Genomic DNA, 20855 nt, shown 5'->3' with positions numbered 1-20855 from the left:
CCAGCCCGCGCAGTTCCGCCAGCGACAAGCCTTCAAGAGAATCATTCGATAATAGAGCCACGCAAAGCGTGAATCACAAACGCGCTCGCATGCAAACCCCCATTGCCCGGAAATTTGCCCCGGTTACTTCCTGAATCTGATAAGCCTTTGTAGCAAAAGCAGTTTCTCAAATTCTTGGAGCCGATGCACCCCCTACTTTGAGAGATTCGGGCTAGCCTGTCCGGCCTGGGACAGAAACTCTGCGATGCGGTCGATGGCGCGAAGGATGTTCTCCTCTGAATTGGCGTAGGAAAGACGGATATAACCTTCGCCGAGGATGCCGAAATCAGGGCCGCCGATGAGGGCGACGCCTGCTTCCTCCAGCAGCGCGGAGGCGAGCTTCTTGGCCTTCCAGCCCGTTTGGCTGATGTTCGGGAAGGCATAGAAAGCGCCTTTGGGGGTGCGGCAGGAGATACCCTCCAGCCCGTTCAGGCCTTCCACCACAAGCTGCCGGCGGGCATCGAAGGCGTGCATCATCTTTTCGACGTCGTCCTGCGGCCCGTCGATGGCGGCAATGCCGGCGAACTGGGCGGGCGCATTGACGCAGGACCAGCAGTTGACGGCCAGTTTCCGCACCTTGTCATAAAGCTGGTCCGGCCAGATGGACCAGCCGAGCCGCCACCCCGTCATGGCCCAAGTCTTCGACCATCCGTTGAGGACGATCAGCCGGTCGTGGATTTCGGGGAACTTCAGAAGGGAGGTCGCTTCCTCACCGTCATAGGTCATGACGTCGTAAATCTCGTCGGACATGATGGCGACATCGGGGAACCGAGCCAGGCCCGCAACCAGCTTCTCGATCTCATCGCGCGGGGTGACGCCGCCTGTGGGATTGGCGGGGGAGTTGAGGATCAGCAGGCGCGTCTTCGGCGTGATGAGCGACAGCGTCTCCTCGGCAGAGAAGGCGAAGCCGTTCTCCTCGCGGACGGGAACCGGCACCGGCTTTGCCCCGGTGAACTCGATCATCGAGCGGTAGATGGGGAAACCGGGGTCGGGATAGAGTATTTCTGCTCCCGGCTCGCCGAACATGACGATAGCGGCATACATGGTGGGCTTGCCGCCCGGCAGGATCATGATGTTGTCGGGCGAGACCTCAACCCCGGTCGTGAGGAGCGTGCGCCGGGCCACGGCTTCCCGGGCGGGCAGGATGCCGGTTGCCGGCGTGTAGCCGTGGTGGCCATCTCGCAACGCCTTAACGGCGGCTTCCACGATATGCTCGGGCGTGTGAAAATCGGGCTGGCCGATGCCCAGGTTGATAATGTCCCGTCCTTGATGGGCCAATGCGGTCGCTCTCGCCAGAACGGCGAACGCGTTCTCCTCCCCGATGCGGTCAAAAGCGGGATTTGTGTGGAGCATCTTCGGTTTCCATCTGGTTCTGTTGCCTTGCGGGCGCTTTTGTGACGCTTGGCGCTGGAAACGTCAAATCAAGGAACGGGCCGATGATCGAGGATCTGTCGAAATGGACTGCGCGGAAGGCGCCCGCGCGCGGGGTGCTTGAAGGGCGCTATGTGCGGCTCGAACCGCTCGATCCGCTGGCCCATGGCGACGGACTGTACGAGGCGTGCCACGTTGCGGACGCTGACCAGCGCTTTCGCTGGCTGTTCGAAGAGCCACCAGTCAGCCGTGACGGCTTTCAGCTGTGGCTTGAAAAGGCAGCCGCCAGCGCCGATCCCCTGTTCTTCGCCGTCATCGATCGGGCGAGCGGCAAGGTCGGCGGGCGGCAGGCGCTGATGCGGATCGACACCGTCCATGGCGTGGCTGAGATCGGCAGCATCTACTGGGGACCCGACGTCGCCCGTACACGCCTTGCCACGGAAGCGGTGTATTTGTCCGCGCAGCTTCTCTTCGGGACGCTCGACTACCGCCGGTTCGAGTGGAAGTGCAACAATCAGAACGAGCCATCGAAGCGGGCGGCCGAGCGTTTCGGGTTCCACTATGAAGGTCTCTTTCGCCAGCATATGGTGGTGAAGGGTGAAAACCGCGACACGGCCTGGTACGCCATACTCGACCATGAATGGCCGGTTCTGGCGCGAGCCTATGAGGCGTGGCTGTCACCGGAGAATTTCGATGCCGAGGGGCGTCAGCTCAAACCGCTTGCGCAATTCCAGAAGGATATGAAGAGCGCATGAAAGACAATCGCGAAGCGGCTGTCGCCGCGGCCGTCATCCTCGTCGGGTTCGGGATCGTGGCGTTTTTTCTGCCTCGGGTGATGCTTGCCGTGGGCGAGTTCTCGACCGTGGCGGCCGGCGTTGTCGCGGTTGCCTTCGTTGCGCTGTTCTTCCTGATATTCTGGGCCCGCACATGGTGGCAGCAGCGCCGTGGACGAAGGAACGGAGGTTAAGACAGGCTGGCCGCGAGCAGTGTGAGGCCCAGCAGGAACACGACAAGCGCGCCGGCAATCTCTATCGCCGCGTGAATGCCGTTGCCCATCTTGCCGCCGCCCGCAAGCGCTACTGCCCAATTCTTCGCAGTGACCGCCAGGATGGCGAGGGCGGAAACGGTGATCGCCGTGCCGAGCGCCATGGCCAGTACGGAGATGATGCCGCCCAGCCAGAGCGCGTTGAGGAAGGAAAAGGTGAGGACGATCAGCGCCCCGGAGCAGGGACGGATACCCACCGCGGCGACAGCCGACCAGGCCGTCTTCCAATCGAGGCTGCCGTCCGACAGTGCCTCGGGATCGGGCGCGTGGCTGTGCCCGCATGAGGGGCAGACTTCGCCTTCGGCGTGGTGATGTGCATGGTCGTGGTCGTTGTGGTCGATGCTTGCCGCCGACAGGCTATGCGCGGCTGGACGTGGCCTGATCAGGGGCATGATCTTCCGCCAGAGCAGCCAGGCACCGAATGCGGCGACGAGGGCGAAGCTGGCAGTTTCGAGGAAGGACGCTGCATCTGTCATCGAGATCGCCGTTCCGCGCAGGACCAGAAATACCGTCGACATCAAAACGATGGCGGACAGGGCCTGAAGCGCGGCCGCAGCGAAGGAAAGAACGACACCGCGCCGCAACGCCACCTCATTGGCAAACATGTAGGACGAGATGACCGCCTTTCCGTGGCCGGGGCCGGCGGCGTGGAAGACGCCATAGGCGAAGGAGAGGCCAACGAGCATCCACAGGCCGGACCCGTCCTGACGCATCGCCTTCAGCGCCTCGGTCAAGGCACGGTAGAAGCTTTGTTGCTGTACGTTGATCCACTGCAGCAGGCTGGCGAGAGGGCCGGTCGGCGCAAAGGAGGGTTCGGCCGCGCCGATGCCCAATGAGCTTTGTGCCAGGGCAGGCGAGGACAGGATCGCTGCAGCCAGTCCGGCCACGGCGAGGCCGGTCGCCGCACGCCGCCACGTTGCAGGGCGGTCAGCCATTGGCCGTGCAGGAGATTTGCAGCTTCGTCGCGAAGATTTTGCTGAGATCATTGCCGGTCGGGTCGTTGAAGAAGGCTTCCGTCAGGGTTTCCTGGTTTTGCGCAATGGCTTCATCGGCGTCCGGCCTTACGACCTGCCGCTCGCAGTCGCTGGGCATGTTCTCGACCCCCATATATTCATCCTCGATGAAATCTATGGCGGTGTAGAAGGTCGGATCATAGACGCCGAAATTCAGTTTGCCTTTCAAAGGCAGGGGTTCCTTCGGCTGAGACTCGAACAGTATAATGAGCTGATTATCGGTGAAATCCGCGATCATGCGTTCGGGAGCGGACATCGCGACATCTCGCCCATTGGCGGTGACGATCTGGAAGTAGTCGAACTCGGCCAGTGACTGGAATACAGTGTCGGCCACCTGCGCCAGTTCGTCGGCGTCGAGCTTCAGGTCCTGATTGGCGTCGAACTCCACAAGCACGGTGCTCGAAAAGAGGTCGTCGAAGCGCCAGAGATGACGTAAGGCCTGAACATTGCCGTCATTGTTGACGGTCACGTCGAGCCTGGCTTCGGCAAATACATGTGGGTGTGCAAGCGATGTGCCGCCGGATGCCACCAGCAATGCGGCAGCGGCAAGCATCGGCAAAACGCCGGTATTTCCACGAATCATCAGCCATTGCCCCATCGATTTGCGCAAGTCTCTTCCTTTAACACGAAGCAGGCAGAATTTGGACCGCAGAACATTTATCGGTCAGGACAGTTTTCCTTGAGCCACCGGGCAAGATAGTCGACCAGCGCGCGGACCTTGCCTGGCAGGTAGCGGCGGTGGGGATACACGGCGTAGATGCCGGCGCCATCGGTGAGCCAGTCGTCGAGAACCCGCTGGAGGCGCCCCGCTTCAAGCTCCGGCGCGGCGATGAAGTCGGGCAGGAACGCGAAGCCAAGGCCTGCCACCACCGCTGAACGCACGGCAAGGGGGCTGTTGACCTCCATGCGGCCGTTCACCGGCACGGTGAACTGCGCCCCGTCCTTATCCCGGAATATCCAGTTGTGGCGGTAGCGGCTGTTGGTGTCGATGATACAGGGCAGATGCTGCAAGGCACGGGGATCCTGCGGCACGCCGTTCTTCTCGATCAATGCCGGTGACGCGCAAAGTGGCACCGCGAACGGCGCCAGCCGGCGGGCGATCAGAGAGGAATCTTCGAGCTTGGTGATGCGGATCGCAAGATCGAAACCCTCTTCGACGAGATCGACGAAGCGGTCGTCGAGATGGATGTCGAGCGTGATCTCCGGATGAGCGGCGGCGAAGTCAATGAGTGACTGGCCGATGGGCGCATCGGCGAAGGTGCGCGGCGCCGACAGCTTGATCCGCCCTTTGATGTCGCCGGCCGAATCTCGCACCGTTTCGGAAAGGCTGTCGATCTCGCGGATAATCTCCGTCACCCGACGGTAATAGGTATGGCCGGTTTCGGTCAGGGAGAATTTGCGCGTGGTGCGGTTGAGAAGGAGTGCGCCCAACTCGTCCTCCAGTTCGCGCACATATTTGGAAAGCAGCGCCTTCGACCGGCCGACCTTGCGGGCGGCGGCCGAAAAACCCTCGGCCTCGACGACGTCGACGAAGGCGCGCATGCGGGTCAGCGTGTCCATCAGTGCTGCGCCGTCGCCGAAAGGATGGCCTGGGCGAGCAGGATAAGCTGCCGGTCGCTGCCGGCCGGTCCCATCAGGGATATGCCGAAGGGCGCGCCGTGGACATCGCCCAGCGGCAGCGTGATCTGCGGGTGGCCGAGCAGGCCGGCAATGGACGTCATCGTCAGCGCCTTGGTCCGATATTTTTCCAGCTCATCCTGATTGGCGATCTTCAGGGGTGCCGCCGAGGGCTGGGAAGGCATAACGATAATCATGTCGCCGTCCAGAAGCGCGGCCATATCGGCCTGGAAATCGCGCTGGCGCTGGCGCGCCGCATCGGCACGTCCCTCGGTCATCGACCGGGCATAGGCGAACCGCTCCTTCACGCCCGGCCCGAGATCGGCATCGTTGTTCGACAGGAACTCGCCGTGCACCTGCCACGCCTCGAAGGCCTGGATCTCCTTGAAACGCTCGAAGAGTTCCGCCGTGTCGCCCGGCAGGCCGAGATAGATGGCATCGCGCTGGAAATGGTTGAGAACCTTGCCGAGGAGTTGGGCATAAGCGCGGCGTTCCTCCTCGCCGAACAGAAGCGCCTCGATCTCGCGGATGCGGACGGGGCGGACCAACTCCATGTTGTGCGTGTCTTCACTCAGAAGCACCTCGCCGACAGCCGCATAGGTTTCGGCGTCGCGTGCGAACCAGCCGAAAGTGTCGAAGGAAGGCGCCAACGGCATCGTGCCGTCGAGCGGGATGCGGCCGTGGGTGGTGCGAAGGCCGATCAGTCCGCAAAAGGAGGCCGGGGCTCTTATCGAGCCGTTGGTGTCGGAGCCGGCGGCGACATCGGCCAGCCCGCCGGCCACGGCCGCGGCAGAACCCGACGACGAGCCGCCGGTGACGCGGTCGGGCGCGCGCGGATTGACGGGTACCGGAAAGTGCGCGTTCATGCCGATCATCGAATAGGTGAGCTCGTCGGTCTGGGTCTTGCCGATGAAGCGCGCGCCAGCGTCGAGCAGCGTGCGGATGGCCGGGGCAGTGTTCGCGGCGACGCCGGCGATCTCTTCCCGGCGCGGATTGCCGCCACCGGTCGGAAGACCGGCCACGTCGTAAATATCCTTGACGCCGAGGCCGAGGCCGCGCAGCGGCCCGTTCCGGGCGTTCGGTACCGGGACATCCGGATAGTCGAGGAAGGCGTTCAGCGGGTCCCGGGTCGAGGTCATCTTTCCTCCATATGCATCGTTCGGGGGACCATCGGCGTTCGCGAGATTTTTTTCAAGAAGTCCGTGATTTTTCGTTGATTGTGACAGCCGACGCGCCTATATCGCGCTTGCCCAAAGTCGCACGTGCCTGTGGGTGTCCGCCGGGCCTCGAAATGGCGAGGAAACCGGTACGGTACCTGGACCTAACCGCTCCAGTCGATCTTACGGCCAACCGAAAGATCGAGGACATCTTGAAGCAACGACGGTGCGGGCCTTTCTGGTGTCTGCCGGTTGTCCAAAAACCGGGGTTACTGAAGAGGCACACCTTCATTGCCGGCAGTGCGGAGCGGGTTTTCCCCATCCAAAGCTGAGGCAGACAAAGCGAGCATTCGCCGTAACAGGCGTGCGCTCAACGTCGCGCGTGATACGCAACCTGGCCTGGTGATTTCCACCCTCCGGTCCATGGCTGGCGCTCATCCGCGCTCCTTTGTCCACCGCGTGGCCCGAAAGGTCGCGCAGAGCTTGAGCTTCGAACGGGGCGGCTTCCCGGCCATAGACAAGGCCCAGCCGCCGATGGAGAGACCCCGATGGCAACGCAGCGCATCCTCGATTTCCTCGCCACCCGACGCCCCGACGGGCCGTGCCTCGTCGTCGACCTCGACGTCGTGCGCGACAACTATCTCGCCTTCGAGAAGGCCCTTCCGGATTCCAGGATATTCTACGCCGTGAAGGCTAATCCCGCGCCGGAAATCCTGCGCCTTCTGGCTTCGCTTGGCTCGTCCTTTGACACGGCTTCCGTTGCCGAGATCGAAATGGCGCTCGACGCGGGCGCCGCACCTGGCCGTATTTCCTACGGCAATACGATCAAGAAGGAACGGGATGTCGCCCGTGCCCATGAGCTGGGCATACGCCTATTCGCCGTCGATTGCGTGGAGGAGGTCGACAAGATCGCCCGCCAGGCGCCCGGCGCACGCGTTTTCTGCCGCGTCCTGACGGATGGCGCGGGCGCGGAATGGCCGCTGTCCCGCAAGTTCGGCTGTGCGCCGGCGATGGCCGTCGACGTGCTGCGCCACGCCAAGTCCCTCGGTCTCGACGCCCATGGCGTATCCTTCCATGTGGGTTCGCAGCAGACGGATCTCGATGCCTGGGATCGCGCCCTGGCTGACGCGCAGTGGGTGTTCGGCACGCTGGCCGAGGAGGGCATCACGCTGAAGATGGTCAATATGGGCGGCGGCTTCCCGACGCGCTACCTGCGCGACGTGCCGGCGGCACAGGCTTATGGCCAGGCCATCTTCTCGGCGCTGCGCAAGCATTTCGGCAACCGTATCCCCGAGACGATTATCGAGCCGGGCCGGGGCATGGTCGGGAACGCCGGCGTCATCAAGTCGGAGGTCGTGCTGATCTCCCGCAAGGCGGAAAACGACAATATACGCTGGGTCTATCTCGACATAGGCAAATTCGGCGGGCTGGCCGAGACGATGGACGAGGCCATCCGCTACCCGCTCGTCACGCCGCGCGACGGCGGTGAGACGGCTCCTTGCGTCCTTGCCGGGCCGACCTGCGATTCGGCCGATGTGCTCTATGAGAAGACGCCGTATCCGCTGCCGCTGGCGCTGACGATCGGCGACGAGGTCCTGATCGAAGGCACGGGGGCCTATACCACCACCTATGCATCTGTTGCCTTCAACGGCTTCGAGCCCTTGAAGGCCTATGTGATCTGACAGGGAACCTGCCGGCGGCATTCATGCCGCCAGCGATCTCAACGCTTCATCTCGGGGAACGGACCGATGGTTCATGCAGCCGTCAATCCCGGCCGGTGCACGGCCGAATTCATCATCGCGCAGGAAGAAGCCCGCGACGCGGCTGCCCGCGAGGCGCTGCTCGATCGCGCCATGGGGCCGAAGCGCAGGAAGAAGTCGTCCGAGAAGCTGCGCCGGGGGTGGCTGCCTTCGCCCGGCCTGGCCTTCGCCGCTCACGACGGCAGCGGCGTTCTGGTGGGCACCGTGCGGCTGTGGGACGTGCGCATCGGTGCGGAAGGCGGCAGGGCGCTCCTTCTTGGCCCGCTTGCCGTGGAGCCTTCGATGAAGGGCGCGGGTATCGGCCATATGCTGATGGAGCGGGCCGTCGAAGAGGCTCGCCGCCTGGGCCACAGAGCCATCCTGCTGGTGGGCGATGCCCCCTACTATTCCCGCTTTGGCTTTTCGGCCGAGATCACCGGCCGGCTCTCCATGCCAGGACCCTATGAGCGCGAGCGCTTTCTGGCGCTCGAACTTGTGAAAGGCGCGCTGGAGGGTGAGGCCGGGACACTGAGGGCCGCCGGACGCAAGCTCCGGCGGAAGCACCTCGCCGCATAGGCAAAGCGTCTACCCGCCGGGAAGCCGCTTTGCATTGCGGGAGTATCAGAGAACCTGGCTCAACTGCATGGCGACTGACATGTCGCCATCGACCTTGAGCTTGCCCTGCATGAAGGCCGAGGTCGGGTCAAGGTCGCCGGCCACCAGCGATTCCAGATCTTCCTTCGACAGGCTGATGATGCAGTCGGCCGCTGCATCCGAGACCGCCGCCTTGTCGCCGTCGATCACGATGGCACCGTCGTCTCCGCAATCGAACTTAACAGAGCTGTTGAAATCGGTGCCCGAAACACGCTCTTGCATTTTCGCGGCAATCTCGTCCATTCCCATGTTCACAACTCCTGGAGCATCGATCCACCAGGGGCGCGATGCGTGTTTTCATTATTCCACAGCGCCCGGCCGAAAGGCCGTCGGGTCGTGGTTGCGGTGCGTTGTGAGCAGTGCCCGCCTTGCTGCACTTCGCGCCCGTCCAGCCGGCGCGAAGTGCAGACGCAATAGCAGTTGGATTACGTTTACGTCAATGTGCTTCGGGCTGGTCCGGATCGTCCGCGAGCGGCGGCGCGCCGCACAGGAGCTTGTCGAGAAGCGTGATCAAACGCTCCCGGTTTTCCACGCCGCCCAGCCTGGCCACGAGGCGATCCTCGTGCTCGGACCAGAGCTGAGTCATGCCCTCGACGAACCGGGTGCCCTCCTCGGTAAGATGAAGCGAGTGCGAACGGCGATCATGCTCGCCCTTGCGGCGCTCGGCCAGGCCGCGCCGCTCCAGGCTGTCCATCAGCGCCACGAAGTTCGCGCGCTTGATGCCGAGGCCCTCGGCGATCGTGGTCTGCTTCTGCCCCGGATGCTTGGCGATCATGGCAAGCACCGAGAACTCGGCCGGACGCAGCCTGAGCTTCGAGAAAGTTGCGGCGAAATCCTGAAACACCAGAAGCTGGGCCCTGCGCAGCTTGTGATCGAGAATGGACGTCATGCAAGGCAGCAAGGTGCGGTCCACACACAGATCGCCATGCGCTCCCGCGCTGCAACACGGTGCACGGTCCGCGTCCTGCTCTGTCCTGCCATCTTCCTGGCCCATGATTTGGGAATTGGTTGCAGGCTCTTGCAGGCGGGGCGGATGAACGGCCTCTCGCGTATAATTGGTCAACTGATACCCTATCGCTAAAATAGGCGCCAAACGCGCCTTTAAACTGAAAAAACCCCGCAAGCGCCAAAATTGCGCACTGCGGACTGAAACAATCGAATTCGGAATCGATATATGGAGGCTGTTGCCGTCAGAATATGGCGTAAATGCGATGTTTATGAACAGGTTTGCCGCATAGGCTTACATGTACGGGGGCTGCCGGCTCATTCGCCGGGGCCGATGCGGCGGCGGATGGCGTTGTCGCGGATGTCGGACTTGGACAGGTAGTCGATCTGTTCGATCATAACATCGTGTACCAGTTTTTCGCCGACGCGCGCATTTATGCTGTCGCGAATGCCGTTTCTGAAGGCGTCGAGATCGACGGTCTCCTGCGCCGAAAAGTCGATCTGCGGGTTGGCGTAAAGATAGGCGTGGAGCTGGTCGACCATCAGCACTTCGGCCGGCAGTGTCAGCACCTTCATCTTCTCCGGCTCGACCGTATACACCAGACGTGTCAGGAAATAGCCGCCGACGCCCCCGTCCTTGACCACCGGCACGGAAATCACGCCGCTGCGCACATAGTCGAGCCCACCGAAAAAGGCCGGCAGAGGCTCGGCGTTCTTGCGCGCCTGGGCGAGCTGGAATGAGTAGAAAACGGAGCCCAAAGTGGCCCCGCTGATCCATATGGCGACGAAGATGAATTTCATCATCGATGATCAGCCCGCAGCGAAGGCGTTGGCGGAATAGGTGCCGTCCGCTTGGGCGCGTTCGATCACATCCTGGATAATGGAGGCTATCTCGCTCACCGCGCTCAAATGGGCTTTTATGGCCGCCTCGTTGCGTTGCAGCCTCGTACGCAGAACGGCCATGGCTTCATGGTGCTGGGGGCCGAGCTCATCGCGATTCACGTTCTTGAAAGCCCGGCCAAGCTCGTAGAGATGGCGGCTTTTTCGTACGTTGGAGCTCTTCAGGTCGAATTTCGGATCGTCCCGCAGGGCCTCGGTTTCCGCGTCCACGTTCTCGGCGATACGTTCGATGAGCGCCAGCAGGCTCGCTGCCTGCAGGGGCGCGCGCTGATCATCGGTTGCGGGAGCGGAGGTCGTGATTGTGGTCATGTCATACATGGCAGACGTCACTTGTTTTATGTCCGCGGGGCTGGTGCCGCCGCGGGTCTACGTTTCGTCATCGGCGGCGAGGGACCTCGCCATCGTTCGTTCCAGTTGCTCGATCATCGCCGTGGAAAGGGCTGACTGTTCGGCGGCCTCTTTGGCTGCCGGGCCCGCCGTGACGCCGGCTATCGGGACCTTCTTGCCGTCCTCGAGAAGATGGTCGCCCAGCACGCGCTCGGCGATGCCTATACCGCCTTGGCGGGCCATCGCTTCGCCGATCTGCTGAGCCAGCATCGTGCGCCACATCTCGCCTGACAGGCCCTTGCCGAATACGGCCGCATTGTCCTCCGGCAGCATGGTCGTCAGGAAGTTCTGCAGCACCATGGATTCGAACTGCACGAAGTGCTCCGGCACGGCCGCGTGCGCAGTCGCCCGGGGAGCGGGGTGCGCCTCCGTTGCAACCTGGAACGTGGTGGCTGGCGTACTGCCGCCGGCGACTGCCTGCAGCTTGGCCCGCGCTGCGGCGACCTTTTGCGGGTCGGCTGCGCGAGCAATGTCCAGCACGATATCGCCGGGGAGTGAAACGGCCACTGGGAACCTTTCCTGATCTCGTTGCATCGACTATCTCAGGATAAGCTTGCGGCAGGCTTGCGCCACGTCGCTTCAAGGCTTTATGCGGTGCTGGAGCATTTCCAGCATTCCTTTTTCCTCCGTCTCGCGCTCGTCCTTTCGCGCAGCTTCGCCATGGGCACGGCTGGCAACGGTGGCGCGGGCGTCGCTGGCCGCCACGTTTCGGGCTTCTGCTTCCGCCTCCAGCCGGTTGGCGTCCACGCGGGCCGAGGCGCGGGCGATGCGGGCGTGGTAAAGCTCCGGGAAAAGGCTCGAAAGGGATTCCGGTTCGTCAAAGCGGCGCGCAAGCTCTCGCATCTCTTCTTCGGCCGCCGCCGCCTCGCGCAGGTGGCCGGCACGGCGGGCCTCGTGGAGTTCCTTGAGCCTTTCCTGCAGGGTGACGAGGCGGGCCAGCCGCTTTCTACTATCGTGCGTCATGCCTATCGCCCCACCGTTGCGGGAAAGAAGCCGTCAGCGAACAAGCTGAGGAACGTGCCGCTGGCGATATAGAGAAGCAGCAGGCCACCGGCGATCACGAAGGGCAGGGAGATGAAGTAGATCGGTATCTGGGGCGTGAGCTTGTTGATGAAACCGATCGCCAGATTGACCAGGATCGCGTAGGCGACGAAAGGGCTGCCGAGCCGGATCATGACGAAGAAGGCTTCCGAGAGCGTGTCGGTAAGATCGACCAGCGCCGACTGCGCATCGAATAGTGCGTCGATGGGGGCAAGGCGGTAGGAACCGACCAACGCACCGATAATTGCGTGGTGAAAATCCAGGATGAAGAGCAGCATGAGCGCCGAGAAGGATATCAGCGCGCCGATCGCAGGCTGGGGCTCCTGCTCCTCGATGGCCGGCCCGCCGCCGGCCATGCCGAAGCCTGTCATCATGGCGATTGCCGAACCGATGAATTGCAGGGCGAGCACGTAGTAGCGGGCGACCAGGCCGATCAGCGAGCCGATCAGCAGCTCCGAGCCGATGAGAAGCAGCAGCGGACCCGGCTGGCGCGTCACGTGCGGCACGATGACCTCCCAAAGATGCACAAGGAGCGCCAGCGAGGCGGCGACGGCCACGAAGAGCCTGATCTGCGGCGGCACCCGCGCGCTTCCCAGCCCCGGCAGGAACATGAAGCAGGCGCCGATGCGGCAGAAGGCGAGAAAGGCGGCGAGGACGGCGGTTTCGATCATCCTCAGGTCACGAGATCGCGCCGAGCACGTTCAGTTCCACTCCCTTGGCGATTTCGACGTGGCTGAGAACGGGCAGCGTCGGGAACAGCCTTTCGACGATCATACGCACATAGGGACGGGCCTCGGGCGCGGTGACGAGAATGAAACGCGCGCCGGTGTCGAGATGGCTGCGGATTGCCTTGCCCGCTTCCTGGCCGAATTCCTCGAGCTGGCGCGGGTCGATGTCGAACTCGCGGACTTCGCCCTTGGCATCACGCTTGAGGCTCTGGTGGAAGGCAAGGTCCCAGCGATTGCCGAGGCGCAGCACCTTGAGCACGCCGCCTTCGCTCAGGTCGCCGCAGATCTGCTGGGCCATGCGGATGCGCACGTGCTCGACGATCTGCTCGGTGCGTCGGATATGCGGCGCGATCTCGGCAATGGCCTCGATGATGAGATGCAGGTTGCGGATGGAGATGCGCTCGGCAAGCAGCAGCTTCAGCACGGCCTGCAGGCCCGGATAGGTGATGTGCGAGGTGCAGATCTCGTCGGCGAGCTTGCGGTATTCGGGATCGAGCCGTTCGATCAGCGCCTTCATGTCCTTGTAGGACAGAAGCTGGGGCAGATTGTTGCGGATAACCTCGCTCAGATGCGTCAGCAGCACCGACATGTTGTCGGCGAAGGGCAGTTGCTCGCGCTTCAGATCCTCGGCAAACATTTCCGGCACGGAGTAGGCGCGCATGCCGAAAGCGGGCTCCTTGACCTCCTCGCCCGGCATTTCGGGTGCGGGCTTGCCGCCGAGCAGCACCATCAATTCGCCGACCCGGAGCTGGTGTTCGGTGACGACGGTGCCGTGGATCTTGATCTGATAGCTTTTCGGCGAGATGGCGTAGTCGTCGGCCAGCCGCACCTCGGGCACGACGAAGCCGTACTGCGTGGCGAACTTCTTGCGCATTTTGTTCATGCGGTAGGCCAGCTCCTGGTGGGAGGCCAGGAGCTTCGTCGACAACTGCTTGCCGATGAGCAGTTCGATCTCGGCCGTCTTGAGCGAGGCCTTGACCGAATTCTGTTCCTCGTCGACGACAGATTGCTCCTTTTCACGCACGGCGGCCTTGGCTTCCTCCTCCCGCTGCCGCTCGCGGCGCGGCAGGACGTAGCCGAGGCCGGCCAGCAGCCCGGCCAGCGCCAGGAAGGGTATCGCCGGAAGTCCCGGCATCAGCCCGATCACCGCCAACAGCAAGGCCGCAACGACAAGCGCGCGCGGATGCGCTCCGAGCTGGCCGAAGACCGCCTGGTTGGCCGCGCCGCGGGTTCCGCCCTTCGACACCAGCAGGCCGGCGGCCAGCGAGACGATCAGCGCCGGGATCTGCGAAACCAGGCCGTCGCCCACCGAGAGCTTGGTGAAGACGTCGGCGGCTTCTCCGATCTCCATGTCGTGGCGGGAATAGCCGATGGCGATGCCGCCGACGATGTTGATGGCGGTGATGATGAGACCAGCCACGGCATCGCCGCGCACGAATTTCGAGGCGCCGTCCATGGCGCCGAAGAAGGAGCTTTCCTCCTCCAGCTCGTGCCGGCGGCGCTGGGCCTCCTTGTCGTCGATGGTGCCGGCCGACAGGTCCGCGTCGATGGACATCTGCTTACCGGGGATGGCGTCGAGGGTGAAGCGCGCGCCCACTTCGGCGATGCGGGTCGAGCCCTTGGTGATGACGACGAAGTTCACCACGATCAGGATCAGGAAGACGATCAGACCTATGACGAAGTCGCCGCTCATGACGAGCTGCGAGAAGCCACCGATCACAAATCCCGCCGCATTGGTGCCTTCATGACCCTCCGACAGGATCATGCGGGTGGTCGCGATATTGAGTGAAAGCCGCATCATCGTCGCGATCAGCAGGATGGTAGGAAACGACGAAAAGTCGAGCGGGCGCGGAATCCACAGCGCCACCATCAGGATAAGGACGGAAAAAGCGATGGAGAACGCCAGGCCGACATCGATCAGGAATGCCGGAACCGGCAGGAACAGGACCGCCAGAATGATGATGATGCCGACGGCAAAGCCGATGTCGCGGCTATGCTTGCGGGTTTCGGTACCGGCGATGACTTCGCTGAGCGCCATTTCTGCCTCCTGAATGGCGGCACATTATGGGCTCAAGCTTGCGCGAAGGCGGAGGAAGCCTTTCCGACCTGCCTAGAATCCGCTCTCGATGCGCTGGAAAATCACCGTAGTGAAGGAGGATATCTGCGAGCCGACGAAGGGGCCGGAAAAGGCGACAGCAAGCAGGATAGCCACGATCTTGGGCACGAAGGTAAGCGTGATTTCCTGCACCTGGGTCAGGGCTTGGACGAGCGCTATGCCCACGCCGACAACCATCGCCACGATAACAGCCGGCCCGGATGCCACCAGCACGGTCCAGATGGCATACTGAACGATATCGAGGGCGTCGGCTTCGTTCATAGGCTAGCGTATCGACACGCCGGGGCCGACGACGACTTTTTCGCCGCTTTCCAGAACGGCGACCACGCCGTCGCTGAAAAGGCGCACTTCCTTCACGATGCCTGTCTGGCTTTCGTCCGCGGAAGTGATCTGTCGTCCGATCAGGCCGCTGGCCTGCGACAGCGAGGACGCCTGCAGGATCTGGTCGAGCTTCGAGTTGATCTGGACCGACTGCTCGACCTGCGAGAACGTAGCCAGCTGCGCCACATAGTCGGTGGATTCCATCGGGCTCGTCGGGTCCTGGTTCTTCATCTCCGCCACCAGCAGCTTGAGAAAGGACTGGTAGTCGACCGCCTGCCCGGAGGATTGGGCGGGGTTGGTTGCCGCTCCGGCGTCAAGCGTCACATTGGATACGTTCATCCTATTCTCCCACGGCCCTGGCGAAGGCAAATTGTGTGTCGTCGTCCTCGCGGCCGAGAATGTCGGCCTCGAGAGGGTATAGCGCGCGGATCGCCTTCAGCGCGTCGTAGACCTGGCCTTCGCAGACGAGCGTATCGATGTCCTTGAGCTCGACGAGAATGTCCTGGTCCTTGAAGGCCTTAAGCAGATTGGCGATGGTCTGCCTGAACACCGTTCGCGTTGCCTCGGCACCTTCCGGGTTCATCAGCATGATCTGGACGACGAAATAGAGCTGGCGCAGCGGCGTGCTCGCATCCTCGGGCTGCAGAACATGGTTCTGCAGCAGGAACTGGACGTCGTTGAGGAATTCCAGCGAGCATTTGCGGTCGGCCTTGATGACCGCGCCGTTCACATAGATCTTCTCGTTCGCCTTCAGCGAGATCTTGAGCGTGTTTTTCATCTCATGCCGTCACGTATGATCTGCGAGACCTCGATCAGGCCGTCGAAATTGTTGGAGCGACCCTGGCGCACTTCCTCGCCTTCGCGCAGCAGCCAGAGGCCGATGGAGATGAGATTGGCCCGCAATTCCTTCGGCAATTCGTTGTCCGGGTTGCCCAGATCCTCGATCAGCGAGGTCCAGACCCGGTTCATGAACAGGACGGCCTCGATGGATTCCCGGGACTCAACTCCCGCCTCGCGGGCAGCGGTCAGCAGGTCGATCGATCGTGTCAGGAGCTGGCGTTCCCGGTCCTTCGCGTCGGCGACGGAATCTGTCTGAACCTCGCTGTAGGAAAATTGATACATGGGTCTGCGATCTCGCTTGCTGACGGTTACGACAGGTAGTTGAGCAGGCTCAACTGCTGGATGCGCGCTGTAAGCGCGTAGGAGGTTTCGATTTGGGTGAGAAGCTCGTTGACCTTTGTCGCCGCCTCAAAGGCGTCGACGCCTTCGAGGTCGGTGATGAAGGTCTTGAAGAGATCGATCTGCGCGGAGACGCGTTCGTTGGCATCCTGGATGCGGTTCTCGGCCACGCCCACTTCCGACTGGGTCTTGGCAATGTCGGCGACGGCTTCGCCGATCAGGGCCGTCGATCGCTGATAGAGCGCGGCGCGGGCCTCGGCGTTGAGAGACCCCTCGAGGAGGTCGGACAGTGACGCGGCGACCAGCGCCAACTTGCGCATGCCGGTGCTGTTTGCCGTCGTGGACGTCTCGGCAGTTTCGTTCTGTGTGATGCGGCTGGTGATCGTCTCGTTGGAAGCGTTCGACCATGTGGCCTGCCAGCCGGTGCCCATGAAGCTTGGTTCCAGCACCGTGCTCAGGAAGTCGTTCATCTGGGCGGCGGTGATATTGGCCGCCGCCGGGTCAGTCTGCCCAAAGCCGAAATAGCCGAAGAAGTCGGCGTCGAACTGGGCCTTGTTGGGCGCGCCCGGCGCGGTGAAGTCGTTGATCGGCTTCACGTCCGTATTGATGCCTGCGAACAGGTATTCGCCGTTGAGATTGCTGTTGAGGATGCTGGTTACCGATTCCAGAACGCGCTCGGCGCTTGTGCGTACGATAGCGGTGTCGTCTACGCCCGAAACGGCCGCCGTCAGTGTGGAAAGAAACTCCGAGCCGATGTCGCTGAGCTGCTGAAGCGAGTTCTGTGTGGCGCCCAGCCGGTTAGCCGCCACGCTGTTGGAATCGAGCAGTCCTTCGTAGCGCTCGATGTCACGCGCCATGGAAAAACTGTAACCCGCCCGCGCGCCGAGCGCGACGCCTGCATCGGCCACGCGGCCTGTAGTGGCTTCCTGTTGTTTCTGTGCAAGTTCCACCTGCATGCGCATCATCTGGCTGCGCATGGAGTGCGACATGGCATGGGATGAAATGAAGGAGGTTTTCATGACGGCTACCTCGCAATCGATATCAAGGTGCCCAGCATCTCGTCGATGACGCTCATGAGCCGCGCGGAAGCCTGATAGGAATGCTCGAGGTCGAGAAGCAACGCCATTTCCTCATCGATATTGACCCCGGTTTCGTTGGAAAGCGCCGCCTCGGTCCGGGTGATGAATGCTTCCTTGGCCTCGGCGCCAGTGGAAGCTTCTCGCCTCAGGCTTTCGAGCCAACTGATGGAGCCGGAGGTGAATGCGCCAAGGCTCATGGAAGCGCCAAGTGAAGCCGCCGGATCGAAGGCCATGGGTTCGTCGAGCTTGGCTGTGTAGGCCAGAAGCAGGTCCGAAAACGAGGCGCCGCCGGTGCCGTTATGGACATAGGCAGCGCCATTCGCGCCGCCATCCCGGAGCAGTTCCGGATCGCCGCCTTGCGTGGAATCCATGGCAGCGTTCACGGTAATGGTGCCGGCGAGGCCATCGATCAGAGTGCCGGATGCCGGGAGACTCGGCCCGGCCGACCAGGTGAACAGACCGGCGGCATCTGCGAGGACGCCGTTCGGGTCGGTCTCAGCAAAAGCCGTGATCAGCCCGCGCGCGGCCTCGTCGAGTTGTTGCTGCATCTGCACCGCTACCGTATCGCGAAGCTGCAACTGGGCCGCCAGCCTGCCGGTCGCGGTGGTGTTGCCTCCGGAGCCGGCACTAAGCGGCACGCCGTCGACATAAACCTGATTGCCGCTCGTGCTGGCGGTATAGGTTTCTGTCTGGGCGAACGTTATCGGGCGGGCGACGGTTTCGAACAGGGTCGCGCCGTCGTGCGTCATGACCACCATGTCGTTGTCGCCGCGCCTGATGGTGGATACAGGGACATATTCGGCGATCTTTTTCAGGAGCGCTTCACGCTGGTCCAGCGCATCATTGACGTCGCGCCCCATGCGTGTGCCGGTGACGATCTGCCTGTTCACACTTTCGAAGTCGGCCAGGAGGCGGTTCAACTCCTCGACCGATTGCGCGATTTCCCGATCGGCATCGGCGCGGAAAGACTGGACGGCGGCCGTGCCACTGTTCAGGGTGCGGACAGTGCTGCGGGCCGCGTTGACGGCGTTTTCCGCTAGCGTCTTGTTGGAGGGCGTTGCCGCGTAGGTTTCCAGCGCCTGAATGAGCTGACCGAGCGACGCCGCAGGCGAGGTGGCGTTGTCGACGCCGTTGATCTGGAGCTGCAACGTGTCGAGGCCGCGAGAAAGGCCGGATTGCGCCTGCCAGCTCGATATCGCCGACAGATTTTGCCGGAAGAGGATTTCGTTGGTTGCCCTGCGGACCTCGGCGACGCGCGCACCGGCTCCCGTGCTCGAAAGGATCGCGTTGCGTCGCGCATAATCTGGATTGGACGCCTCCGAGATGTTGCGGGAAACGACGCTCGTCTGCCGAGACGTATTGAATAGCGCCGACTGTGCGATACTCAAAGCAGTGGTGAGCGACATTTCATCTCCTTAACGACCTTCCTTGCGCGAATTTTTCGCGCCCCCGGCTACCTCTTGAGGTTGACCAGGAGCTCCATCAAATCCGATCCGGTCTGGAACACCTTGGAATTCGCCGTGTAGCTGCGCTGCGACTCGATCATGCTCGTCAGTTCCTCGGCGATGTCGACATTGGAGTTCTCCAGCGCGCCGGAGACCATCTCGCCCAGCCCAGCCTGACCGGCAAAGCCCATGCGCACGGCACCCGATTCGGGACTGGCGGCGAAGAGGTTGCCCGATATGACCTGCAGTTGGTCCGGGCTCGGCACCGAGGCCACCGGTATCTTGTACATCGGACGGAAAGAGCCGTCCGCATACTGGGCATAGATGACGCCATCCGTGCCGATCTCGACGCTTTCAATCGCACTCGGCGCGGCGCCGTCGACTTCCGCATCGAGCACTTCGAAATCGACCGCGAGCTGGGTCATCGAGGACAGGTCGATCTCCAGATTATCGCCGTCGGGCACCGGCACGGTGATGTCGGTGGCACTCGCGCCGTCGAGCTTGCCGTTCGCAGGGTCGAAGGTCAGGCTCTGGGTTGCCAGCGCACCCGAAGCGTAGGGGAACGAGGTATTGGGTGCGGCATCGGCGCGATTATAAACGGCCACCTCCCAAGCATCGGTTCCGGTCTTGGTGAAGTAGACATCCAGCAATATCTGTTCGCCGCGATTGTTGTAGGCGACCATCGATGTCTTGGCCGAGTATTCGGCGGTTGCGGCGTTGGCGGACGGCAGATTGGCCGGTGCGACGACGGCGGCATCAGCCGGCAGGTTCGCCTTCAGCAAGCCGTTGCGGGACGGCGTGGCGACAAGTTCGGCCTGTGCGACCGTCACGGGCTCAAGACCGTTGAAACCGTTGGCCGTCGCCGTTGGTTCACCATCGGCAAAGCTGTAGCCCATCAACTTCAGCCCGGCCGCATTAACCATCTGGCCTTCGCTGTTGAGGACGAAGGAACCGGCGCGGGTCAGAAACGGCTGCCCGCCGGGGTCCTGCACGACGAAGAAGCCTTGGCCCTGGATGGCAAGGTCCGTGACTGACGTGGTGTATTGCAGCACGCCCTGGGTGGAGACCGCATTGCGCACGGTCGTGGTGACGCCGCCGGAATTATAGGCGCCCTCTGTACTCGGCACGACGAGCGTGGAAAATTCCGTCTTGGCGCGCTTGTAGCCATTGGTGCTGGAGTTGGCGATATTGTCGGCGACCGTCGACAAGCGGTTCGCTTGGGCATTCATGCCGGAAACGCCGGTTCGCATCATGCCGTAAAGGCTCATCGGGACTTCTCCTCGTATTCCACGCCGATTATCGGGGAGAGGATAGCGTCTGTGACTTGTGCGAAGCTGGCCTCCAAAAGCCTGCCCACAGGAACGGTCGCGGCTACAACCGCGACCGCCATCACACGACCAGCCGGTAGCCGAGATAGCGTTTGGAATCGATGGGATCGAAACCGAGCTTCGTGCGCAGCTTCTTACGCAACTTCGAGATATGGCTCTCCACGACGTTCTCTTCGACGTCCTCGTCGAAGATGCCGTAGATGGCGTTGAATATCTGGGTCTTGGTCACCCTGCGCGAGGCATTGCCTGCCAGATATTCCAGAATGCGCCTCTCGCGGCGGGGCAGCGGCAGTGGCTTGCCGTCGATCTCGGGATCGCGCCCGTCGGCAAAGATGCGCATCGCGCCAACTTCCGTATAGTTGGGCTCCATGGCCTGCGCGCGCCGGCTGATCGCCGTGATGCGAGCCATGATCTCCCGCACATGCACCGGCTTGCGAACGACGTCGTCGACGCCGGATTCAAACAAGCGAAGCGTATCTTCCAGTGAGTTCTGTTCGGCAAGGGCGATGACCGGCGCGTTCGACCGGCCGCGAATGCGCCGCGCCGGCAAGTCACCTGTCTCACACTGGCCGAGCAGAAACGCGCTGACGGCTTTCAAATCGTCTTCCGCGACAGTCTCGACCCATTCGCCGAACTCGCCGGGACCGAAACTCGCCGTCGCGATCCCTTCTCGTCCGAAAAGTGAGTTATACCCCTCGGTTACGAGCTCACGCTCGTCCACCACTACAATCATCGGCCCGCCCTCCGAATC

Annotated in this window: 25 protein-coding genes; 4 read left to right on the top strand and 21 right to left on the bottom strand. The window is 62.5% G+C overall.

What is annotated here, in order from left to right; all coding sequences use genetic code 11:
- Positions 1-192: 192 nt before the first annotated feature.
- Positions 193-1392 carry a pyridoxal phosphate-dependent aminotransferase gene (locus N1058_RS20565; protein ID WP_265519470.1) on the bottom strand — a complete coding sequence of 400 codons (1200 nt, stop codon included), beginning with the start codon at positions 1390-1392 and terminating at the stop codon, positions 193-195.
- Positions 1393-1478: 86 nt separating this feature from the next.
- On the opposite strand from N1058_RS20565, the gene N1058_RS20560 reads away from it, so the two are divergent.
- Positions 1479-2165 carry a GNAT family N-acetyltransferase gene (locus N1058_RS20560; RefSeq protein ID WP_265519475.1) on the top strand — a complete coding sequence of 229 codons (687 nt, stop codon included), beginning with the start codon at positions 1479-1481 and terminating at the stop codon, positions 2163-2165.
- A complete protein-coding gene (locus tag N1058_RS20555; RefSeq protein ID WP_265519469.1) occupies positions 2162-2377 on the top strand; it encodes a hypothetical protein in 216 nt (71 codons plus the stop codon). Before N1058_RS20560 ends, N1058_RS20555 begins: the two co-directional genes overlap by 4 nt.
- Here the strand turns inward: N1058_RS20555 and N1058_RS20550 are convergent.
- The 4 genes from N1058_RS20550 to N1058_RS20535 all read right to left on the bottom strand — a co-directional run bounded on the left by N1058_RS20550 (position 2374) and on the right by N1058_RS20535 (position 6224).
- Positions 2374-3390: a nickel/cobalt transporter gene (locus tag N1058_RS20550; protein ID WP_265519468.1), complete on the bottom strand. Its 1017-nt coding sequence runs from the start codon at positions 3388-3390 to the stop codon at positions 2374-2376. The two genes, N1058_RS20555 and N1058_RS20550, sit on opposite strands and share 4 nt — an antisense overlap.
- Entirely contained in the window at positions 3383-4021 is a 639-nt protein-coding gene (locus N1058_RS20545; RefSeq protein WP_265519474.1) for a DUF1007 family protein, read from the bottom strand. Before N1058_RS20545 ends, N1058_RS20550 begins: the two co-directional genes overlap by 8 nt.
- Before the next feature lie 104 nt (positions 4022-4125).
- Positions 4126-5028, bottom strand: a complete 903-nt coding sequence (locus tag N1058_RS20540) for a LysR family transcriptional regulator (protein WP_265519467.1) — start codon at positions 5026-5028, stop codon at positions 4126-4128.
- Entirely contained in the window at positions 5028-6224 is a 1197-nt protein-coding gene (locus tag N1058_RS20535; RefSeq protein ID WP_265519466.1) for an amidase, read from the bottom strand. Before N1058_RS20535 ends, N1058_RS20540 begins: the two co-directional genes overlap by 1 nt.
- Positions 6225-6790: 566 nt before the next feature.
- Between N1058_RS20535 and odc2 the strand changes: the two genes are divergently transcribed.
- Complete coding sequence (odc2, locus tag N1058_RS20530; protein WP_265519465.1) at positions 6791-7924, top strand: ornithine/lysine decarboxylase; 1134 nt, start codon at positions 6791-6793, stop codon at positions 7922-7924.
- 66 nt (positions 7925-7990) lie between these two features.
- Complete coding sequence (locus N1058_RS20525) at positions 7991-8557, top strand: GNAT family N-acetyltransferase (protein ID WP_265519464.1); 567 nt, start codon at positions 7991-7993, stop codon at positions 8555-8557.
- A gap of 45 nt (positions 8558-8602) precedes the next feature.
- On the opposite strand, the gene N1058_RS20520 is transcribed toward N1058_RS20525, so the two are convergent.
- The 16 genes from N1058_RS20520 to N1058_RS20445 form a co-directional block, all read right to left on the bottom strand.
- Positions 8603-8884, bottom strand: coding sequence for an SCP2 sterol-binding domain-containing protein (locus N1058_RS20520; protein WP_265519463.1), 282 nt, complete (start codon positions 8882-8884; stop codon positions 8603-8605).
- 187 nt (positions 8885-9071) lie between these two features.
- Entirely contained in the window at positions 9072-9524 is a 453-nt protein-coding gene (locus tag N1058_RS20515) for a MarR family winged helix-turn-helix transcriptional regulator (RefSeq protein WP_265519462.1), read from the bottom strand.
- 374 nt (positions 9525-9898) lie between these two features.
- Positions 9899-10384 carry a hypothetical protein gene (locus tag N1058_RS20510; RefSeq protein WP_265519461.1) on the bottom strand — a complete coding sequence of 162 codons (486 nt, stop codon included), beginning with the start codon at positions 10382-10384 and terminating at the stop codon, positions 9899-9901.
- 6 nt (positions 10385-10390) lie between these two features.
- Complete coding sequence (locus N1058_RS20505; RefSeq protein ID WP_265519460.1) at positions 10391-10789, bottom strand: hypothetical protein; 399 nt, start codon at positions 10787-10789, stop codon at positions 10391-10393.
- Positions 10790-10846: 57 nt separating this feature from the next.
- Positions 10847-11374 (bottom strand): rod-binding protein, encoded by a 528-nt coding sequence (locus tag N1058_RS20500; protein ID WP_265519459.1) that lies wholly within the window; start codon positions 11372-11374, stop codon positions 10847-10849.
- 72 nt (positions 11375-11446) lie between these two features.
- On the bottom strand, positions 11447-11830 hold the full coding sequence (locus N1058_RS20495; protein WP_265519458.1) for a hypothetical protein: 384 nt from the start codon (positions 11828-11830) through the stop codon (positions 11447-11449).
- A gap of 2 nt (positions 11831-11832) precedes the next feature.
- Positions 11833-12579 carry a flagellar biosynthetic protein FliR gene (fliR, locus tag N1058_RS20490; protein WP_265519457.1) on the bottom strand — a complete coding sequence of 249 codons (747 nt, stop codon included), beginning with the start codon at positions 12577-12579 and terminating at the stop codon, positions 11833-11835.
- Positions 12580-12586: 7 nt separating this feature from the next.
- Positions 12587-14674 carry a flagellar biosynthesis protein FlhA gene (flhA, locus tag N1058_RS20485; protein ID WP_265519456.1) on the bottom strand — a complete coding sequence of 696 codons (2088 nt, stop codon included), beginning with the start codon at positions 14672-14674 and terminating at the stop codon, positions 12587-12589.
- A gap of 72 nt (positions 14675-14746) precedes the next feature.
- Entirely contained in the window at positions 14747-15013 is a 267-nt protein-coding gene (gene fliQ / locus N1058_RS20480; RefSeq protein WP_265519455.1) for a flagellar biosynthesis protein FliQ, read from the bottom strand.
- A 3-nt stretch (positions 15014-15016) separates the two neighbouring features.
- Positions 15017-15412 carry a flagellar hook assembly protein FlgD gene (flgD, locus tag N1058_RS20475; RefSeq protein ID WP_265519454.1) on the bottom strand — a complete coding sequence of 132 codons (396 nt, stop codon included), beginning with the start codon at positions 15410-15412 and terminating at the stop codon, positions 15017-15019.
- Position 15413: 1 nt separating this feature from the next.
- Positions 15414-15851: a flagellar biosynthesis repressor FlbT gene (flbT, locus tag N1058_RS20470; RefSeq protein ID WP_265519453.1), complete on the bottom strand. Its 438-nt coding sequence runs from the start codon at positions 15849-15851 to the stop codon at positions 15414-15416.
- Complete coding sequence (gene flaF, locus N1058_RS20465; protein ID WP_265519452.1) at positions 15848-16195, bottom strand: flagellar biosynthesis regulator FlaF; 348 nt, start codon at positions 16193-16195, stop codon at positions 15848-15850. Before flaF ends, flbT begins: the two co-directional genes overlap by 4 nt.
- Positions 16196-16221: 26 nt before the next feature.
- Positions 16222-17271 (bottom strand): flagellar hook-associated family protein, encoded by a 1050-nt coding sequence (locus N1058_RS20460; RefSeq protein ID WP_265519451.1) that lies wholly within the window; start codon positions 17269-17271, stop codon positions 16222-16224.
- A gap of 5 nt (positions 17272-17276) precedes the next feature.
- On the bottom strand, positions 17277-18737 hold the full coding sequence (gene flgK / locus N1058_RS20455; protein ID WP_265519450.1) for a flagellar hook-associated protein FlgK: 1461 nt from the start codon (positions 18735-18737) through the stop codon (positions 17277-17279).
- A 47-nt stretch (positions 18738-18784) separates the two neighbouring features.
- Positions 18785-20044 carry a flagellar hook protein FlgE gene (locus N1058_RS20450; RefSeq protein WP_265519449.1) on the bottom strand — a complete coding sequence of 420 codons (1260 nt, stop codon included), beginning with the start codon at positions 20042-20044 and terminating at the stop codon, positions 18785-18787.
- A gap of 121 nt (positions 20045-20165) precedes the next feature.
- On the bottom strand, positions 20166-20837 hold the full coding sequence (locus tag N1058_RS20445) for a response regulator transcription factor (protein ID WP_265519448.1): 672 nt from the start codon (positions 20835-20837) through the stop codon (positions 20166-20168).
- Between the last annotated feature and the right edge of the window lie 18 nt (positions 20838-20855).

The sequence above is a fragment of the Nitratireductor luteus genome (assembly GCF_026162365.1).
Lineage (GTDB): Bacteria > Pseudomonadota > Alphaproteobacteria > Rhizobiales > Rhizobiaceae > Chelativorans > Chelativorans luteus.
Note: the sequence above shows the minus strand (reverse complement) of the source record. Positions and strands in the feature narration are given on the sequence as shown.

Coding starts and splice junctions, on each gene's coding strand:
- N1058_RS20555 (WP_265519469.1), top strand. CDS start 2,162: ATGAAAGACAATCGCGAAGCGGCTGTCGCCGCGGCCGTCATCCTCGTC.
- N1058_RS20445 (WP_265519448.1), bottom strand. CDS start 20,837: ATGATTGTAGTGGTGGACGAGCGTGAGCTCGTAACCGAGGGGTATAAC.
- N1058_RS20495 (WP_265519458.1), bottom strand. CDS start 11,830: ATGACGCACGATAGTAGAAAGCGGCTGGCCCGCCTCGTCACCCTGCAG.
- flgK (WP_265519450.1), bottom strand. CDS start 18,737: ATGTCGCTCACCACTGCTTTGAGTATCGCACAGTCGGCGCTATTCAAT.
- N1058_RS20520 (WP_265519463.1), bottom strand. CDS start 8,884: ATGGGAATGGACGAGATTGCCGCGAAAATGCAAGAGCGTGTTTCGGGC.
- odc2 (WP_265519465.1), top strand. CDS start 6,791: ATGGCAACGCAGCGCATCCTCGATTTCCTCGCCACCCGACGCCCCGAC.
- N1058_RS20460 (WP_265519451.1), bottom strand. CDS start 17,271: ATGAAAACCTCCTTCATTTCATCCCATGCCATGTCGCACTCCATGCGC.
- fliQ (WP_265519455.1), bottom strand. CDS start 15,013: ATGAACGAAGCCGACGCCCTCGATATCGTTCAGTATGCCATCTGGACC.
- N1058_RS20525 (WP_265519464.1), top strand. CDS start 7,991: ATGGTTCATGCAGCCGTCAATCCCGGCCGGTGCACGGCCGAATTCATC.
- N1058_RS20550 (WP_265519468.1), bottom strand. CDS start 3,390: ATGGCTGACCGCCCTGCAACGTGGCGGCGTGCGGCGACCGGCCTCGCC.
- flaF (WP_265519452.1), bottom strand. CDS start 16,195: ATGTATCAATTTTCCTACAGCGAGGTTCAGACAGATTCCGTCGCCGAC.
- N1058_RS20540 (WP_265519467.1), bottom strand. CDS start 5,028: ATGGACACGCTGACCCGCATGCGCGCCTTCGTCGACGTCGTCGAGGCC.
- N1058_RS20505 (WP_265519460.1), bottom strand. CDS start 10,789: ATGACCACAATCACGACCTCCGCTCCCGCAACCGATGATCAGCGCGCG.
- flbT (WP_265519453.1), bottom strand. CDS start 15,851: ATGAAAAACACGCTCAAGATCTCGCTGAAGGCGAACGAGAAGATCTAT.
- N1058_RS20515 (WP_265519462.1), bottom strand. CDS start 9,524: ATGACGTCCATTCTCGATCACAAGCTGCGCAGGGCCCAGCTTCTGGTG.
- N1058_RS20450 (WP_265519449.1), bottom strand. CDS start 20,044: ATGAGCCTTTACGGCATGATGCGAACCGGCGTTTCCGGCATGAATGCC.
- fliR (WP_265519457.1), bottom strand. CDS start 12,579: ATGATCGAAACCGCCGTCCTCGCCGCCTTTCTCGCCTTCTGCCGCATC.
- N1058_RS20510 (WP_265519461.1), bottom strand. CDS start 10,384: ATGATGAAATTCATCTTCGTCGCCATATGGATCAGCGGGGCCACTTTG.
- flgD (WP_265519454.1), bottom strand. CDS start 15,412: ATGAACGTATCCAATGTGACGCTTGACGCCGGAGCGGCAACCAACCCC.
- N1058_RS20545 (WP_265519474.1), bottom strand. CDS start 4,021: ATGCTTGCCGCTGCCGCATTGCTGGTGGCATCCGGCGGCACATCGCTT.
- N1058_RS20565 (WP_265519470.1), bottom strand. CDS start 1,392: ATGCTCCACACAAATCCCGCTTTTGACCGCATCGGGGAGGAGAACGCG.
- N1058_RS20535 (WP_265519466.1), bottom strand. CDS start 6,224: ATGACCTCGACCCGGGACCCGCTGAACGCCTTCCTCGACTATCCGGAT.
- flhA (WP_265519456.1), bottom strand. CDS start 14,674: ATGGCGCTCAGCGAAGTCATCGCCGGTACCGAAACCCGCAAGCATAGC.